The 16,562-nt window shown below is 50.1% G+C and carries 11 protein-coding genes and 2 pseudogenes; 7 read left to right on the top strand and 6 right to left on the bottom strand.

Going from position 1 to position 16,562, the window contains the following annotated elements:
* Window positions 1–26 precede the first annotated feature (26 nt).
* The 3 genes and pseudogenes from ACQ29O_RS17735 to pipB2 form a co-directional block, all read right to left on the bottom strand.
* Window positions 27–2,201 (bottom strand): TonB-dependent siderophore receptor, encoded by a 2,175-nt coding sequence (locus ACQ29O_RS17735; protein WP_001675482.1) that lies wholly within the window; start codon window positions 2,199–2,201, stop codon window positions 27–29.
* Between the two features lie 532 nt (window positions 2,202–2,733).
* Window positions 2,734–3,065, bottom strand: a pseudogene (locus ACQ29O_RS17740) (hypothetical protein).
* 174 nt (window positions 3,066–3,239) lie between these two features.
* The gene (gene pipB2 / locus ACQ29O_RS17745; protein ID WP_024143612.1) at window positions 3,240–4,292 is read right to left on the bottom strand and encodes an SPI-2 type III secretion system effector PipB2; all 1,053 of its coding nucleotides are present in this window, start codon (window positions 4,290–4,292) and stop codon (window positions 3,240–3,242) included.
* Window positions 4,293–4,810: 518 nt separating this feature from the next.
* On the opposite strand from pipB2, the gene ACQ29O_RS17750 reads away from it, so the two are divergent.
* Together ACQ29O_RS17750 and ACQ29O_RS17755 are read left to right on the top strand one after the other, a co-directional pair.
* Entirely contained in the window at window positions 4,811–5,740 is a 930-nt protein-coding gene (locus ACQ29O_RS17750; RefSeq protein WP_000178740.1) for a VirK family antimicrobial peptide resistance protein, read from the top strand.
* Window positions 5,741–6,033: 293 nt separating this feature from the next.
* On the top strand, window positions 6,034–6,930 hold the full coding sequence (locus ACQ29O_RS17755; protein WP_000701510.1) for an antimicrobial resistance protein Mig-14: 897 nt from the start codon (window positions 6,034–6,036) through the stop codon (window positions 6,928–6,930).
* Window positions 6,931–7,651: 721 nt separating this feature from the next.
* Here the strand turns inward: ACQ29O_RS17755 and ACQ29O_RS17760 are convergent.
* From ACQ29O_RS17760 to tctD, 3 genes are all read right to left on the bottom strand, one after another.
* On the bottom strand, window positions 7,652–8,665 hold the full coding sequence (locus tag ACQ29O_RS17760; protein ID WP_001059356.1) for a HoxN/HupN/NixA family nickel/cobalt transporter: 1,014 nt from the start codon (window positions 8,663–8,665) through the stop codon (window positions 7,652–7,654).
* Window positions 8,666–8,797: 132 nt separating this feature from the next.
* Window positions 8,798–10,213 (bottom strand): sensor histidine kinase, encoded by a 1,416-nt coding sequence (locus ACQ29O_RS17765; protein WP_000872348.1) that lies wholly within the window; start codon window positions 10,211–10,213, stop codon window positions 8,798–8,800.
* Window positions 10,200–10,874 carry a transcriptional regulator TctD gene (gene tctD / locus ACQ29O_RS17770; RefSeq protein ID WP_001237934.1) on the bottom strand — a complete coding sequence of 225 codons (675 nt, stop codon included), beginning with the start codon at window positions 10,872–10,874 and terminating at the stop codon, window positions 10,200–10,202. Before tctD ends, ACQ29O_RS17765 begins: the two co-directional genes overlap by 14 nt.
* Window positions 10,875–11,028: 154 nt before the next feature.
* On the opposite strand from tctD, the gene ACQ29O_RS17775 reads away from it, so the two are divergent.
* The 5 genes and pseudogenes from ACQ29O_RS17775 (at window position 11,029) to lhgO (ending at window position 16,545) form a co-directional block, all read left to right on the top strand.
* Window positions 11,029–12,006: a Bug family tripartite tricarboxylate transporter substrate binding protein gene (locus ACQ29O_RS17775; RefSeq protein ID WP_000744416.1), complete on the top strand. Its 978-nt coding sequence runs from the start codon at window positions 11,029–11,031 to the stop codon at window positions 12,004–12,006.
* Window positions 12,007–12,017: 11 nt separating this feature from the next.
* Complete coding sequence (locus tag ACQ29O_RS17780) at window positions 12,018–12,452, top strand: tripartite tricarboxylate transporter TctB family protein (protein ID WP_001574835.1); 435 nt, start codon at window positions 12,018–12,020, stop codon at window positions 12,450–12,452.
* A 10-nt stretch (window positions 12,453–12,462) separates the two neighbouring features.
* Window positions 12,463–13,977 carry a tripartite tricarboxylate transporter permease gene (locus ACQ29O_RS17785; RefSeq protein ID WP_000382038.1) on the top strand — a complete coding sequence of 505 codons (1,515 nt, stop codon included), beginning with the start codon at window positions 12,463–12,465 and terminating at the stop codon, window positions 13,975–13,977.
* A 303-nt stretch (window positions 13,978–14,280) separates the two neighbouring features.
* Window positions 14,281–15,258: a glutarate dioxygenase GlaH gene (gene glaH, locus ACQ29O_RS17790; protein ID WP_000993102.1), complete on the top strand. Its 978-nt coding sequence runs from the start codon at window positions 14,281–14,283 to the stop codon at window positions 15,256–15,258.
* 25 nt (window positions 15,259–15,283) lie between these two features.
* A pseudogene (lhgO, locus tag ACQ29O_RS17795) lies at window positions 15,284–16,545 on the top strand (L-2-hydroxyglutarate oxidase).
* Window positions 16,546–16,562 lie beyond the last annotated feature (17 nt).

The raw sequence follows: 16,562 nt of genomic DNA on the forward strand, positions 1-16,562 counted from the left end.
TGCCCGCCAGCGACGGGCATAATCCATCAAAACGAGGCCGTCACACCGGCATAATAAGCCCGACCCGGTTCGTTATAGGTATTTGCCCCTTCGGCGGAGCGATAGATCTGTTTATCGAAGATATTGCTGATACCGACATTAAGACGCAGGTTCTTATTGATATCGTAGTTAACGTTAGCGCCGACCAGTGAGTAAGCCCCCAGCGCTTTCCCGGACAATCCTTTGGTCTCTTCACTACGCGACTCCGCATGTGTTCGCGGTTTTTGCTTGCCGTATAACGTCCAGTTGACGTTAGCGGAGAGCGCGCTGGTGATAGTCCAGTCGAGGAAGGTATTCACCGTATATTTCGGGATTATCGATAAGGGATTACCGGTATCTTTTTGCTCAGAAGTGATCATATAAGTCGCATTGGTATTCCAGTTCAGACGGTCCGGCATCAGCGGAACAGCCATGCTGGCTTCAATACCTTCAATCAGCGCTTTACCGCCGTTCTGCCACTGCAATACATAAGCGCCAGATGCGCTTCTGCCAATAATCTGATCACCTGCGACAATCTTATTCTGATAATCGTTACGGAAATACGTTACGCTTGCGTGATAATCGTCTACGGTAAATTCCAGCCCAATCTCTTTATTGATACTAATTTCAGGATCGAGGTTCTTATTACCGACCAGGTAACAGCCGCCTGACGTAATATCTTTTGGACAACCGTTGCCTTTCGAATAGAGTAAATACCCCTCACTGGTTTGATACAAGTTCGGTGCCTTAAAGGCCCGGGCAATACCGGCTTTCACCTTGACGTATTCACCTAACTCCTGGGAAAGGTTAAGACTGGGACTAAAATTACTCCCGGATTCGCTCAAATAGTCAAAACGCAGACCCGGAATAATATTGGTACCGGCCATGGGTTCGATATTATCTTCAACGTACAGCGCACTGATTTCCGATTTATTTTTGCTGCTACGGTTAGCCGCCGAACCGGGAATCCCGGCGATATTGCTATCCTTAACCGTCAGACTGGTAGAGGAAGGATCGTTCAGCTCATCGCGGTTCCACTCCGCGCCGACGGTGAGCGTTTGCTCAAATAGCCATATCACCGGGACATTCACCTCGCCGCTGGTGCGATACGAGATCAGGCGGTTAGTGGTGAACGTCTGGTCGTTGGTAATGCGCCCCTCGCCGCCGCCGGAGAGTCCCTCATTCATGCGGGTATTATCGGTTTTTTCATAGTAGAACCCCAGGCGGCTTTGCCCCCAGTCCCAGATGCCGTTATGAGTTAGACCGTAATTCTGCCGGTACAGGCGATTGGTCTCCCGCCCGGACTGCGCCAGACTTTTAGTAACCGCGTTCGAAGTACTGTTTTGCGTATCGCCGGCATAGATATTCCCCTGCCGACTGTATCCCGCTTCAAAATCAAGGATTTGCTGCGGGGTCATTTTCCATGAGAAGACGCTATTAATATCTTTATTGGTGACCCCCTCCCGTCCGGCAGCATTCTTGGTACCGGCGGAGGAGTTAATATCCCAGCTGTCGGCATCGGTTCTGTTGAGATTACCGTACAGGCGCATCGTCAACGTATCTCCAGCCAACGGGCCGCTAAGGCTAAAGTTACCCCGCCGGGTGTCACCTTCTTTGCTGCTTTCCGGCTGGTTGGTATAGAGCGACAGCGAACCATGCCAGTCGTTAGTCGGACGTTTGGTGATGATATTCACCACCCCGCCAGCGGCACCGGAGCCATAGCGCGCGGCGGCGGGCCCACGGATCACTTCAATACGTTCTACCATCTCCGGCGGTACCCAGTTCGTATCGCCACGGGTGTCGCGTTCTCCGCGCCAGCTATAGCGAACCGAATTTCGTGACGTCACCGGCACGCCGTCAATCAGCACTAAGGTATTTTCCGGCCCCATACCACGAATATCAATTTGTCGGTTATTTCCGCGCGTCCCCGAGGCGCTATTGCCGGTAAGATTAACCCCAGGCATCTTACGAATAATATCGGCAAGATCGTTAACGGGAGGATTCTTCTGAATATCGTCACGAGTAATAATCGAAACGCCCGGCTGTTGCTTTAATACTTGCTCGGCAGTGGATTCAACCACCATCGTTTCGCCGTTGTCGTCTGTAGATTCTGCTGCTGATAATGGACTATTAACCCCTGTAGAAACCACGGTTATTAACCAGAGGAACTTATTAACTTTCATACCCATTCCCTAAATAATGTCTAAAGTAGCGCTGTTGCCCTCAAGCTCACATCCTTGCCAGGTTACGGCTATATAGTAATTATTATCATATGATAATGATAATAATTATCATTCAATTAAGAAAAAGGCAATCTTTCGACCGCAAAAATCTGGTCATAAGAAAACAGAAACGGGATTTTGCAATATGACTCTCTGTCCGGGCTCCGCTTTGCCAATAAATCCGGGAAGGGTGGCAGAATGCGCCTACTGAGCGGAGGTTTTACAAAACAGGAATAGATAAAATAAAACTATTTTTTCAAAGCGTTAATGACAAGAAACAACCAGGAAAAATGGTATAGCGCGGTTCAGAGTCCATCGGCGCTTCCCTGCCGACGGCGAACCGTTCTTACAGTTTGCCAGAGGCTTTCCGTCAGGGTAATGGCGGGATCGGATACGATTGTAGTCATTCGATATATGACGATGAAAGTGATGTTGGCGCCAAAATACAAAGCGCCTGGTAATATTTATCAGGCGCTTTGCAGACAGAAAACCATCAAACATCGGTTTCTCGTTCTCCAGCATCTACCGGGAAAAATGACAACCCACAGTTAGTGGATTTTACTGTCGGGTCTTGCCAGGGATTTTGTGTTACCCCCAGGTCTTTTAAAAGACCGCGTAACAGCACTAAATCCTTGGGTGTCATTTTTTGCTTTGGTTCACCCTCTTTAGGTGGACGAATATCCTCCTGACTAGTACATGTAACACAATAACCTTTTAACTCTATCCACTTAGGCTTAGGGGGGCCTTAGGATCGGTAGGCGTCGAGCTGACAACGCACGAACAGGCACTTATACATCCAGGCATAGCGTTTTCCTTTTCAAACAATTCGCTTTAGTTGGAAGTTCTACTTGAGAAAATAGGAATGGTTATTCAGATATTTTTACCGTCGCATACTCCTGTAATAATAAAAGATACTGTAAATAATTTACTCTCAGCTACTATTCAGTAGCAGATTGTTATTCTTACATTGCTTTTATTTCAGGTTTACGTCAAAAAGGGCTAAATATTTTCACTATAAAATTCGTTAAAGAGTGTTTGTGTACTTGTAGACATTGTGGCGTCTTCGGTACGCAAATGGGTTAGTGTACAATCTTTAAAACAGGTATTGTTTAAATTAGCCTCAGCCAAATCAGCCCCGTCCAGGTTCGTAGAAATGAAACTCGCCTTTCGCAGATTTGCCCGGGTTAAGACAGCGTCTTCCATAATTGCAGCCATTATAGTAGCACCCTGTAATGTCGCACCGCTCATATCAGCACGTATAAGGGTTGCGCCTGAAAGATTAGTGTGATCCATATTTGCACCGGAGCAATTACATTCTATCATGCTACAGCCTAACAGACTCGCGTGTTGTAAATTGGCGCCAGTAAGATTAGCGTGATCGAGGGTAGCGCCACACATAATGCGATCTTCCAGACAGGCGTTCTTGAAATTACTGTCGCCTAGTGATGTTCCCGATAGATTTGCGCCCTTAAAATTTGCACCTTCACAATCCGCCATAAACAGCACTGCCCCCTCTAAATTTGCGCCGCTTAAGTCTGCGTCACATAAATTTTCTGACGTCAGATTTGCTCCGGTAAGGACAGCGCCTTTAAGATTCATGCCTCCCTGGGCAGTTAATATTACAGAATCCTGAGGGAGAGAAAATTCGCATCTGAATAGTAAAGCTCGGCATATTTTTTCAAAAGAGGCAAGCGGAATTTCTCTTGTCTCAGAATGGTCGCCTTTACTGACTCGTACAATAACTTGTCCAGCTTCGTTATTCTCACCAGGAAGATTAAATTCGACACGACACCCATCCATATCATCCAGGATGATGTTTTCTGGCAACGGAGCACCTCTGTCAGGCATTGTACTTTTCAATGTCTCAGCCATAGTCTCTATCAATTCCTGATATTGTGTTTCATTTCTCCGATGTATCCCACCACAGGTAAAAAAGTTAATGATATATTCCAGAATGGTTTTGGGCGAGGTAGCTTGCCGCATAGCAGCAGAAGTCCCCGCGCCAAAAGCAGATTTAGCCATACCAGCCAGACTATCGAGTGAACGCTCCATATATTTTCTCCCAGAGACAGCAACACAGTGCATGATAAAATTTATCATATAGATTTGCATTTAGAGATAAGGTGAATACCCCCTTTACGTCTGGTTACATAATAACGTATCACGACGCGTTGCTGTCTGGCTTACACAATAGCAGCCAAATAAATATATTGGCTTATACTCGTCATACTTCAAGTTGCATGTGCTGCGGCCACGTTCCCTCACCCCAGTCACTTACTTTAGTAAGCTCCTGGGGATTCGCTCGCTTGCCGCCTTCCTGCAACTCGAATTATTTAGAGTATATAACATCATTTAAAATAATAAACACGGCATTCGTTTTAATACTACGTTCAGGACTCATCCCACTCATTAGCAGAAAACCTATTAAAAAGCGTGTTCAGGCGTTTTATTACCGCCATTGATAAACTGTTTAACAACATCGTCTGTACAGACCTTCTTCGTTGCCTTTACGTTTAACTCAATCAGGCTACCGTCTCGGTTATAAGTCTATCGAGTAGTAGGGACGTAGTATGACGATGCAGCAAAGTGATATGGAAAGATATAATCCATTATTAATGTTAAAAGAAGTCATGGCGCAGACGCCTTATCGCCATAAACGCTGGGGAGAGCGTAAGTTTCGCTATAAATTTGTATTACGTTGCCTTATTAACCCCGTAACGACAATTAAATACTTCAATGAATTATGCCATCTGTCTCAGCCCAGAACGCTGATTATTCATCGTCCACTGTTGCCGGCAAAAATCCAGCGGCCCTATTTGTATACCGGGCTTAGCATACGTTGCCGGGCAAAAGCTATTCTGGAACACTACCAGTTCGTTCAGTCCTTTCCGGAAAGTAAAATTAAAAAGATCCTCCTGTCCGAGGAACAAATCTTGCTCGCTCACCTGGAAGGAAAAAACGACGCTCTGGTAGATATCTACTGCGGTCCCTGTGGCTATGACAGAGAAGGTGAGCTGACATTAACGCTGTGTTTCAATGATACGCCGTTGGCACGTTTATCATTTTCCTTTATCCGCCATGAAGGGAAGCAAATAGCGCTGGTTGCCGGGTTACAAGGGCCCAGTAAACATGTCGGCCCACAAGTCATACGTAACGCCACCAAAGATTGTTACGGTCTCTTTCCTAAACGGATGCTGTATGAAGCTTTTGCAACATTGATGCAGGCCTGTAATGTCGACGAGATTTATGCGGTAAGTGAAAACAACCATGTTTATCGTCAACTCAGGTACTTATTCCAGAAGAAAAAAACTTTTGTGGCCAGCTATAGTGAATTCTGGGAGTCGCTAAACGGCGTTAAGAAAGGTGCCTTATATCATCTGCCATCACAGGTGATGCGTAAAGCGCCTGAAAGTATCCCCAGCAAAAAACGCGCAGAGTATCGGAAACGCTATCATATTCTGGATACAATAATACAAGAGGTTAACAGCCTCTCCCGGTAGAACTATTTCATACGCGGATGTGCAGATCCTGCTACCGTTCAGCGGATCTCTTTGAAATCTGTATCGCTACTGGATGGTTAAATACAGAATGGCTTGCGAGTGAATAGCGCGGCATTTAACCGTCGCTTTCACTCATGCTATGATCAACATCTTAATCTTATTCCCTTCACCATAACGCCATCGATTAGCATGTTAACCATTAAATACAAGCTAAACATTTGTCACATTTTTATTTGGTTAAGCAAAAAAATAATACAAAATAGAATTTTCAGTAAACCAAGTCAGGAGTTTTGGTGAAAATACAAGAAGTTAAGCGTATATTAACCCGCTGGCAGCCGTCTTCCTTTACCCTATACCGGGAGGTGTTTACGCAATACGGCGGTAGTATCAATATGCACCCAGATATTGTTGATTATTTTATGAAGCGCCATAACTGGCATTTTAAATTCTTCCACTATAAAGAAGATGATAAGATTAAAGGCGCCTACTTTATCTGTAATGATCAGAATATTGGCATCCTGACGCGCAGAACCTTCCCGCTATCGTCAGATGAGATACTTATTCCAATGGCACCAGATTTACGCTGCTTCTTACCCGATCGTACTAACCGACTTTCGGCGTTGCATCAGCCACAAATACGCAATGCCATATGGAAACTCGCCAGAAAGAAACAAAATTGTCTGGTCAAAGAAACGTTCTCTTCTAAGTTTGAAAAAACACGCCGTAATGAATATCAGCGATTTCTTAAAAAAGGCGGAAGTGTAAAAAGCGTTGCTGATTGTTCTTCTGATGAACTGACTCATATTTTTATCGAGTTATTTCGGTCTCGTTTCGGCAATACTTCATCCTGCTATCCCGCTGATAACCTTGCCAACTTTTTTAGTCAACTGCATCACCTTCTGTTTGGGCATATTCTTTATATTGAAGGGATACCCTGTGCATTTGATATCGTATTGAAATCTGAAAGCCAGATGAACGTCTACTTTGACGTATCTAATGGTGCAATTAAAAATGAGTTCAGACCACTCAGTCCCGGCAGCATACTAATGTGGCTAAATATTAACCGTGCCAGACATTACTGCCAGGAAAGACAAAAAAAATTGCTTTTTTCCATCGGCATACTAAAGCCTGAATGGGAATATAAGCGCATGTGGTCGACCCCCTATTTTACCGGAAAATCGATTTGCTAAAAAGAAAGCCTGGACGTAAATATGTTTTTTACGTCCAGATTTTTCATAAGTCCTGATGAACTGATAAAAAACGAAAGTTTAATCATAATTTGAAAAATAAGTTAACCACCATATAATCATAATGACAATTACTCGAAATTCACTTACACTACACTCGGTTTTACGGAATTGATTAACACAGTATGTTACAGATAACGTGCTAAAAAGCGTGCAGCGGTTATACATTTTCATATGTGTGTGTCATTAACCTGGCGTCAGGAACAGATGATGATGACAACTACCCTTTTATCTCTTCTGGCCTGGCATACCGTCAGTAGATTAAAGGTGTAGCCTTGCTTTATGGCATTACAAAAATGTGGGTGAGGTCTATGCTCAATGTATACGTTATTTGTAACAACGCTCTTGTGCATAAACAATACGTTATTGCCAACAGCACTGAACGGGTACAGTGGTTCTTGCTGACAACAGGCTTAAAGATCGCCTTAACACGGGATACCTGATAACTGGATTATATTATGACACATGCAGACTGGCTGATTCTTGGGTATACAACTGTTATTATTATTTTTGGTATTGTATGTTATATCGGATTGCTTAAATTGATAACGAAAGGCAAGCATGAAAAATAACGCACTTACCGGGAAGAATATACTCTCAGGAGATAAAATGCTTCGGCAATGATATGACACCACTGCCGAAATGCTATTTTTAAAGAAATCAATCAGGTATTGAGGGTGATTTTATCATAGCCGCGCCAGCGATAATTCAACAACGAGAGCAGCCAGAATAGCACAAAAGCACCCACTACCCAGAAGCCCACATTCCCCATATGATCGTTAAGCGTGCTGACGGTCTGCCAAAATGTTCCGCTTAACTGTAACGCATCATCAATCAACCCCAGCGCCTCAAGCCCGCCAATCGCCAGCGCGACAATGACGGATGCGGCGGTAATGGTCATATTATAATAAAGCTTGCGTAATGGATGCGAGAAAGCCCAACCGTAAGCGCCGACCATGACAAAGTTATCCAGGGAATCTACCAGCGCCATCCCGGCGGTAAACAGCACAGGAAAAATCATCATTGACCAGAGAGATAGCCCCTGGTTGGCTGCTGAAGCGGAAATGCCCAGCAACCCAACCTCGGTTGCGGTATCAAATCCCAGACCAAACAGAAAACCGACAAAATACATATGCCAACTGGAAGTGACCAAACGAAACGTACGCTGAAATATACGCGTCATCAGCCCGCCAGGTATGGCCTCGTCATGCTCCCTCACTGACTCGCCGCGGGTAACCGAGCGAAATTGCCGCCAGACGTTGAACAAAATAAACAGGTTAAGCAGGGCCATCGCCAGCAGAAAAAAAGCGGAAACAGCCGTACCAATCAACGAACCATATTGATGCAAAACATCAATACGATCGCGAAATGCCATCGACGTCACAACAATCGCCAGACATGCCAGAACGACAATGGTCGAATGACCCAATGAAAAAAACGCCCCCACGCCTAAAGGCGTTTTACCCTGCTGCATCAGTTTACGGGTGACGGTATCGATGGCTGCGATATGATCGGCATCAACCGCATGACGCAGCCCAAAGCTATACGCCAGTATGGCTGCACTTAGCATGACTGCATGGTGATGAAAAACACAGAACGCCCAAATCCAGGCCAGGATGTTAACCCCGACAAGAAAGACGGTTAATGCTATTCCCCGTCGTTTAGTATGATTATTCATGCCCCTGCACCCACTATATTTTTAATTAACGCTACGGTTTGTAGGGGGAATGTATGATTATTTGATTAAAACGTCACACCTCAAGATGCGACTTTTTGTAAACGTGCTTTACCGCTGACACATTTGTGCGCATTACTGCGGAACAAGGCTTAAAAAGCGTATCCGAACGTATAACCCTCCCAACGCTTCACTACGGGAAAAATGGGGATGAGTACGGTGCAGGCGTGCAATATCATTGACCAAAGCCAGACCAATGCCCGCCCCGGCCACATTTCCTACGTTATCGAGCCGGTGGAACGGCTGTAGCGCCAGATGGATGTGTTCATCATCAATGCCGGGGCCGCTATCTTCGACAACCAGCGTCACGGCATCGCCATCCCGTTCAAGCCGCGCGGTGACGATACCTTGCTCAGGCGTGTATTTCAGCGCATTATCCAGCAAGTTTCCGCATAGCTCGCTAAGCAGTACCTCATCCCCCTCGATCCACATCGCTTCCTGTTCGCCTTCGTAGCCCAGGTCGATATGTTTACTCCGCGCCTGCGCCAGGCGGGTAAAGCAGCCGCTCTGTACGATATCGTACAGATTCACCGGGGAAAAGCGCCGCTCGCCCTGCTCTTTATGCTTTACCGCAGAAAGTTGCAACAATCTTTCCGTGAGCTGAATGGTACTATCCAGCGTTACGCTCATCGCCTGCAGACTTTCGTACCAATGATGAGGGTGCTGGCTGGCTAACGCCACCGCCGCCTGCGTTTTTAACACCGCCAGCGGCGTTTTTAACTGGTGAGAAGCATCGGCACTAAAGCGTTCCTGCCGGGAGAGAATGCCGCGGAGCCTGTCAATGTAGCGATTAAACGCCACGATTAACAAGCGTGTTTCCGACCACGGCAGCAGTTCCGGCAGCGGCGTTAACAGACCCGGTTCGCGGCGTACCATTAATGACGAAAGTTGACGCATAGGGCGCAGGATCCGGCGTAATAACCAGCCAACCAGCACCAGGGTCAGCAACACCAGCAGCCCCTGTGAGATCCAGGAAGAGAACAGCAGTTGGCCCGCCAGATAACGACGGGACTGCAGCGTCTCTGCGACATAAATCTCCGCCATGCCGATAATGCCGCCTTCGTTGACCGGCTGTAGCAAACGCGCCACGCGGATCGCCTCGCCGCGATACTCGGTATGATAGAACCACGCCAGCGCCGGATAAAGCCGGGTACGGGGCGTAGCGGGCGGCATGACGGGCAGATCGTCATAACCGGAAATGACCTTTCCGGAAGGGTCGACGACTTTGTAATAGAGTCGATCATTCATATTAAGCTCGAAGCTATCCAGCACCACCCAGGGCACGTTAACTTCCAGATGGTTATTGCGCACCACCAGCCGTTCCGATACCGTTCGCGCCGAGGAGAGCAACGTACGATCATAAGCCTGAGTGGCGGCCTGTAGCGCATTGACATAGCTGTTAAACGCCGACAGCCCCCATAGCAGAATCAGCGGCAACCCCAGGAACAGTAAGAGTTGCAGGTACAACGATTGCGGCTTAACCCACTTCATCGCCGCGCTCCAGCACATAACCCAGGCCGCGCAGCGTCGTAATTCGTACATCGCTTCCCTGGAGTTTTTTACGCAGTCGATGAATATAAAGTTCGATGCTTTCAGGGCTTACCTCATCGTTCAGGCTGAACACCTGTTCAAAAAGCTGCTGACGCGAAACCGGCCGCGTTCGTCGGTACATCAATACGGTTAAGAGCGCCTGCTCACGCGGCGTCAGCGCTAACGGCTGTCCCTGTAACAGAAAATACCCTTCATCATGAAAGATCAATTCCCCCAGTTGCTGAACTTCATGAACCTGCCCAGCGCTGCGTCGCAGCAAGGCCCGTAAACGGGCATCCAGCTCTTCCAGTTCAAAGGGTTTCGGCAGATAGTCATCGGCGCCGACGTTGAGACCTTTTACACGATCCGCCACCGCGCTTCGCGCCGTGAGCAGCAAAACGGGCAAGGTCTGACCGCGTTTACGCAGCCGTTGCACCACCTCCAGTCCATCCATTCCCGGCATATTGATATCCAGCACCGCCAGCGCGTACATTTCACTGTGCAGAAGATGGTCAGCCGCCAGGCCGTCAAATACGCAGTCCACGGCAAAGCCGTTTTGCACCAGCGCTTTCTCCAGCCAGTGAGCCAGCTCACGGTTATCTTCCGCCAATAAGAGACGCATATCACATCCTGTAAAGTTTCTGCCGCATTGAAAGGGAATTGAAAGGTTATTGTTTTAACAATCACGCAACCGAACTGCTACATGTCGGCTCACATAATCACAAAAATCTTCTTCCGAACCTGAAAAATCCGGACGTCCGGCGTGAGGATAAAAAATGAAAAAACAATTACTTCGTACCCTTACTGCAAGCATTTTATTAATGAGTACCTCTGTTCTGGCGCAGGAGGCGCCGTCGCGAACGGAATGTATCGCGCCAGCCAAACCTGGCGGCGGTTTCGACCTCACCTGTAAGCTGATTCAGGTGAGTTTGCTGGAGACTGGCGCTATCGAGAAACCCATGCGGGTAACGTATATGCCCGGCGGCGTCGGCGCTGTGGCCTATAACGCGATAGTCGCTCAACGCCCTGGTGAACCCGGGACTGTGGTCGCCTTTTCCGGCGGTTCGCTGCTCAACCTGTCGCAGGGGAAATTTGGTCGCTACGGCGTGGATGATGTGCGCTGGCTGGCAAGCGTGGGCACTGATTACGGCATGATCGCCGTGCGTGCGGATTCCCCGTGGAAAACGCTGAAAGATCTGATGACGGCGATGGAAAAAGATCCCAACAGCGTGGTCATTGGCGCTGGCGCCTCTATTGGCAGCCAGGACTGGATGAAGTCGGCGTTGCTGGCGCAAAAGGCGAACGTCGACCCGCACAAGATGCGCTACGTTGCCTTTGAGGGCGGCGGCGAGCCGGTGACGGCATTAATGGGCAACCATGTTCAGGTTGTCTCCGGCGATCTCAGTGAAATGGTGCCTTATCTGGGCGGCGACAAAATCCGCGTGCTTGCCGTCTTTTCAGAAAATCGTCTGCCGGGCCAGCTTGCCAATGTCCCTACCGCTAAAGAACAGGGCTACGACCTGGTGTGGCCGATTATTCGCGGCTTCTACGTCGGGCCCAAAGTCAGCGATGCCGATTACCAGTGGTGGGTGGATACCTTCAAGAAGCTCCAGCAAACCGACGAGTTTAAAAAGCAGCGCGATCTGCGCGGCCTGTTTGAGTTCGACATGACCGGCCAGCAGCTCGATGACTACGTGAAAAAACAGGTTACTGATTACCGTGAGCAGGCGAAAGCCTTCGGACTCGCGAAATAATCGCGGAGGCAATGATGAGCGATCGTATCTTTGCGGGTATCTGGCTGTTGCTCTGTATCGCCGGGCTATTCATCGCCTGGCAGATCCAAAGCGAATACAGCTATGAACCCGTCGGCCCCCGCCCTTTTCCGCTGGGGATTATCGGCCTGATGGCGCTCTGCGCGCTGGCGCTGTTATTGCGCCATCCCGACACGGTGAGCTGGCCGCGCCGCCATGTTCTGCAAAAGCTAATTACCATGATCATCATCCTGCTGATGTATGCCTGGGGATTCGAATGGCTGGGTTTTCCCATCGCCACCGCGCTTCTCACCATGGTTATCGGGATGCTGTTCGGCGCCACGATTCCGGCGGCGGGTATCTCCGGCGCGGTATTGGGTATTCTGCTGTGGTATGCCTTTGACCGGCTGCTTGATGTCACCTTACCTCTCGGCGCCTGGCTGAGTTAACGGAGCAACGATGGATACCTGGATATATCTTTCTCAGGGCTTTGCGGTGGCGATGACGCCGGAAAACCTGGTTATCGCGTTGATTGGCTGCTTCGTGGGCACGATCGTCGGTCTGCTGCCGGGCCTGGGACCGATCAACGGCGTGGCAATCTTACTGCCGCTGGCCTTTGCGTTGCATCTGCCTGCGGAGTCGGCGCTAATTCTGCTGGCGACGGTGTACATTGGCTGTGAGTATGGCGGCAGGATCTCCTCCATATTGCTCAACGTCCCCGGCGATGCGGCGGCGATCATGACGGCGCTGGACGGTTACCCAATGGCGCAGCAAGGGAAAGGCGGCGTAGCGCTGTCGATTTCCGCAGTCAGCTCATTTTTCGGTTCATTAATCGCTATCGGCGGCATCATTCTGTTCGCCCCTTTACTGGCGCAATGGTCGCTGGCCTTTGGTCCTGCGGAATATTTCGCCTTAATGGTTTTTGCCATCGCCTGTCTTGGCAGCATGATGGCGCAAAACCCGCTTAAATCATTTCTGGCAGCGCTGATCGGTCTTGGCCTTGCGACCGTCGGCGTGGACGCCAACACCGGGGTTTATCGCTTTACCTTTGACAGCGTTCATCTTTCCGACGGCGTACAGTTTATCGTCGTGGTGATCGGCCTGTTCTCGGTATCAGAAATACTTTTAATGCTGGAACATACCAGCAGCGGGCAAACAATGGTCCGCAAAACGGGTCGAATGTTGTTCAACCTGAAAGAAGGCGCGCAGTGTATCGGCACCACCCTGCGTTCTTCGGTAATCGGCTTTTTTGTCGGCGTATTGCCCGGCGCCGGGGCGACCATTGCCAGCGCCATTACCTATATGACCGAGAAAAAACTCAGCGGCAACAGCGATAGCTTCGGCAAAGGGGATATTCGCGGCGTCGCGGCGCCGGAGGCGGCAAACAACGCCTCAGCCTGCGGCTCCTTCATCCCGATGCTGACGATGGGCGTTCCCGGTTCCGGTACTACGGCAGTGATGATGGGGGCGCTGACGCTGTACAACATCACGCCAGGCCCGGCGATGTTCACCGAACAGCCGGATATCGTCTGGGGACTCATCGCTGCGCTGCTGATTGCGAACGTGATGCTGCTGATCATGAATATCCCGTTGATCGGTCTGTTCACCCGTATGCTCACCATTCCGCTGTGGTTCCTGGTACCCGCCATCGCTGCCGTATCGGCGGTAGGGGTGTATGCGGTACACAGCACCACCTTCGATCTGGTGCTGATGGTCGCGCTCGGCGTGTTAGGGTACATTTTACGTAAAATGCACTTCCCCATGTCGCCGCTGATCCTGGGATTCGTACTGGGGGAAATGCTGGAGCAGAACCTGCGTCGCGCACTCTCCATCAGTAACGGCAATATGGCGATTTTGTGGCAAAGCGGCGTTGCCAAAGCCCTGCTGATCATGGCGATCATGGTCATTGTCGTACCGCCAGTGTTACGTCTGCTCCGTAAACACAGCCGTAAACCGCAGGTTGACGCCGGTTAATTGACTGCTGAAATACGTTGTACTTGTCCGGCCTACGCGCTCATGTGTCAGGCCGGGCAACCCCGCCAGCATCACTTTCCCTATAACGCTCTCATTTTACACCCCTTCTTGCCGTTGTCAGGCTCGTGGCGCCGTTAACCTCACCCTTTGTATTGTTAAATATTTGTTGTTTTTGATCACAATAATTAAACAAAAGCGGTTATTTCATACGCGTTCCTGGAAAATGTCGATATTTTTAATTTATGGCTACGAAATGAGCATCGCCATGTCTCCCTGACCATCTTACCGAGAGGAATGATTCTGATGAATGCACTGACTGCCGTAAAAGCGAACACAGATGATTTAGCCCAACGCCATACTGGTTTCACCCTTGCCCCTTCGGCGCAGTCGCCGCGTCTGCTGGCGTTAACGTTTACGGCGGATACCACAAGACAATTTCTCCATCAGGTTGCACAGTGGCCGGTGCAGGCGCTGGAATACAAATCTTTCTTACGTTTCAAAATCGGCAAGATCCTCGACGATCTGTGCGGCAATCAGCTACAACCGCTGTTGATCAAAACGCTACTCAATCGTGCACAAGGCGCGCTGTTGATCAGCGCCGAAGGGCTCGATGATGTCGCACAGGCAGAAGAGATGGTCAAACTGGCGACGGCGGTGGCGCATCTTATTGGTCGCTCCAACTACGATGCGATGAGCGGCCAGTATTACGCGCGTTTCGTGGTCAAAAACGTCGACAACTCCGACAGTTATCTGCGCCAGCCCCACCGCGTAATGGAACTGCACAATGACGGCACCTATGTTGAGGAGGTGACCGACTACGTGCTGATGATGAAAATCGACGAACAAAATATGGAAGGCGGTAATTCGCTGCTGCTGCACCTTGATGACTGGGAACATCTGGAGTCGTTTTTTACCCATCCGCTGGCGCGTCGCGTCATGCGCTGGGCGGCACCGCCAAGCAAAAATGTTAGCCATGACGTCTGGCACCCGGTGTTTGATGTCGACCAACAAGGCCGCCCGGTCATGCGTTATATCGACCAGTTCGTCCAGCCAAAAGACTTTGAAGAAGGCGTCTGGCTCAGCGAGCTTTCAGACGCGCTGGAAACCAGTCAAAACATCCTCTCCGTGCCGGTACCGGTCGGCAAATTCCTGCTGATTAACAATCTGTTCTGGCTACATGGACGCGATCGTTTTACGCCGCATCCTGACTTGCGTCGCGAACTGATGCGCCAGCGCGGTTACTTCGCCTACGCCGCCAGCCATTATCAAACTCACCAATAAGCGCCACGGCGAAGGAATTACGCGGATGTATGATTTTGTGATTATCGGCGGCGGCATTATCGGCATGTCGACCGCCATGCAACTTATTGATGTCTACCCGGATGCGCGCATCGCATTGCTGGAAAAAGAGTCCGCGCCAGCCTGCCACCAGACCGGGCATAACAGCGGCGTGATCCATGCCGGGGTGTACTACACGCCCGGCAGCCTCAAAGCGCGGTTTTGTCTGGCGGGCAATCAGGCGACCAAAACCTTTTGCGATCAAAACAACATCCGCTACGACACCTGCGGCAAAATGTTGGTCGCCACCTCGGAGCTGGAAATGGCGCGGATGCGCGCGCTATGGGAGCGGACGGCGGCCAACGGCTTAGAGCGCGAGTGGTTAAGCGCGGCGGAGCTGCGTGAACGCGAACCCAATATCATTGGCCTGGGCGGGATTTTTGTCCCTTCCAGCGGGATTGTCAGCTATCGCGATGTCGCGACGGCCATGGCGAACCGCTTTCAGGCCAAAGGCGGCGAGATCATCTACCATGCCGAGGTCAGCGCGCTAACAGAACATGCCGCTGGCATTGTTATTCGCACCTCGCAAGGTCGGGAAATAGAAACCGCTACGCTTATCGGCTGTGCAGGGCTGATGGCGGATCGGCTGGTCAAAATGCTGGGCGTGGAGCCCGGTTTTATTATCTGCCCTTTCCGCGGCGAGTACTTTCGTCTGGCCCCGCGACACAACCGGATCGTTAACCATTTGATCTACCCGATCCGGCAATGCCGTTTCTCGGCGTCCATCTTACCCGCATGATCGATGGCAGCGTCACGGTCGGGCCGAATGTGGTGCTGGCGCTTAAACGCGAAGGCTACCGTAAGCGCGACGTTTCCTTCACCGACACCCTGGAGATTTTCCGCTCCGCCGGCATTCGCCGCGTACTGCAAAACCATCTGCTTTCCGGGCTGGGCGAGATGAAAAACTCGCTGTGCAAAAGCGGCTATTTGCGGCGAGTACAAAAGTATTGCCCCAGCCTGACCGTCAACGATCTCCAGCCCTGGCCGGCAGGCGTGCGGGCGCAGGCGGTTTCACCGGACGGCAAACTGATTGATGATTTTCTGTTTGTCACGACGCCGCGTTCCATTCACACCTGTAACGCCCCCTCCCCGGCGGCGACATCCGCGATACCTATCGGCGCGCATATCGTCAGTAAAGTTCAGGCGCTACGCGCAAGCCAGAGCAACCCCGGACGTACGCTGCGTGCGGCACGCAGCGTGGACGCATTACACGCCGCATTTACCCGTTAACCCTTCAGACAGGAAGC

The organism is Salmonella sp. GDC200615, assembly GCF_050574145.1.
GTDB lineage: Bacteria > Pseudomonadota > Gammaproteobacteria > Enterobacterales > Enterobacteriaceae > Salmonella > Salmonella enterica.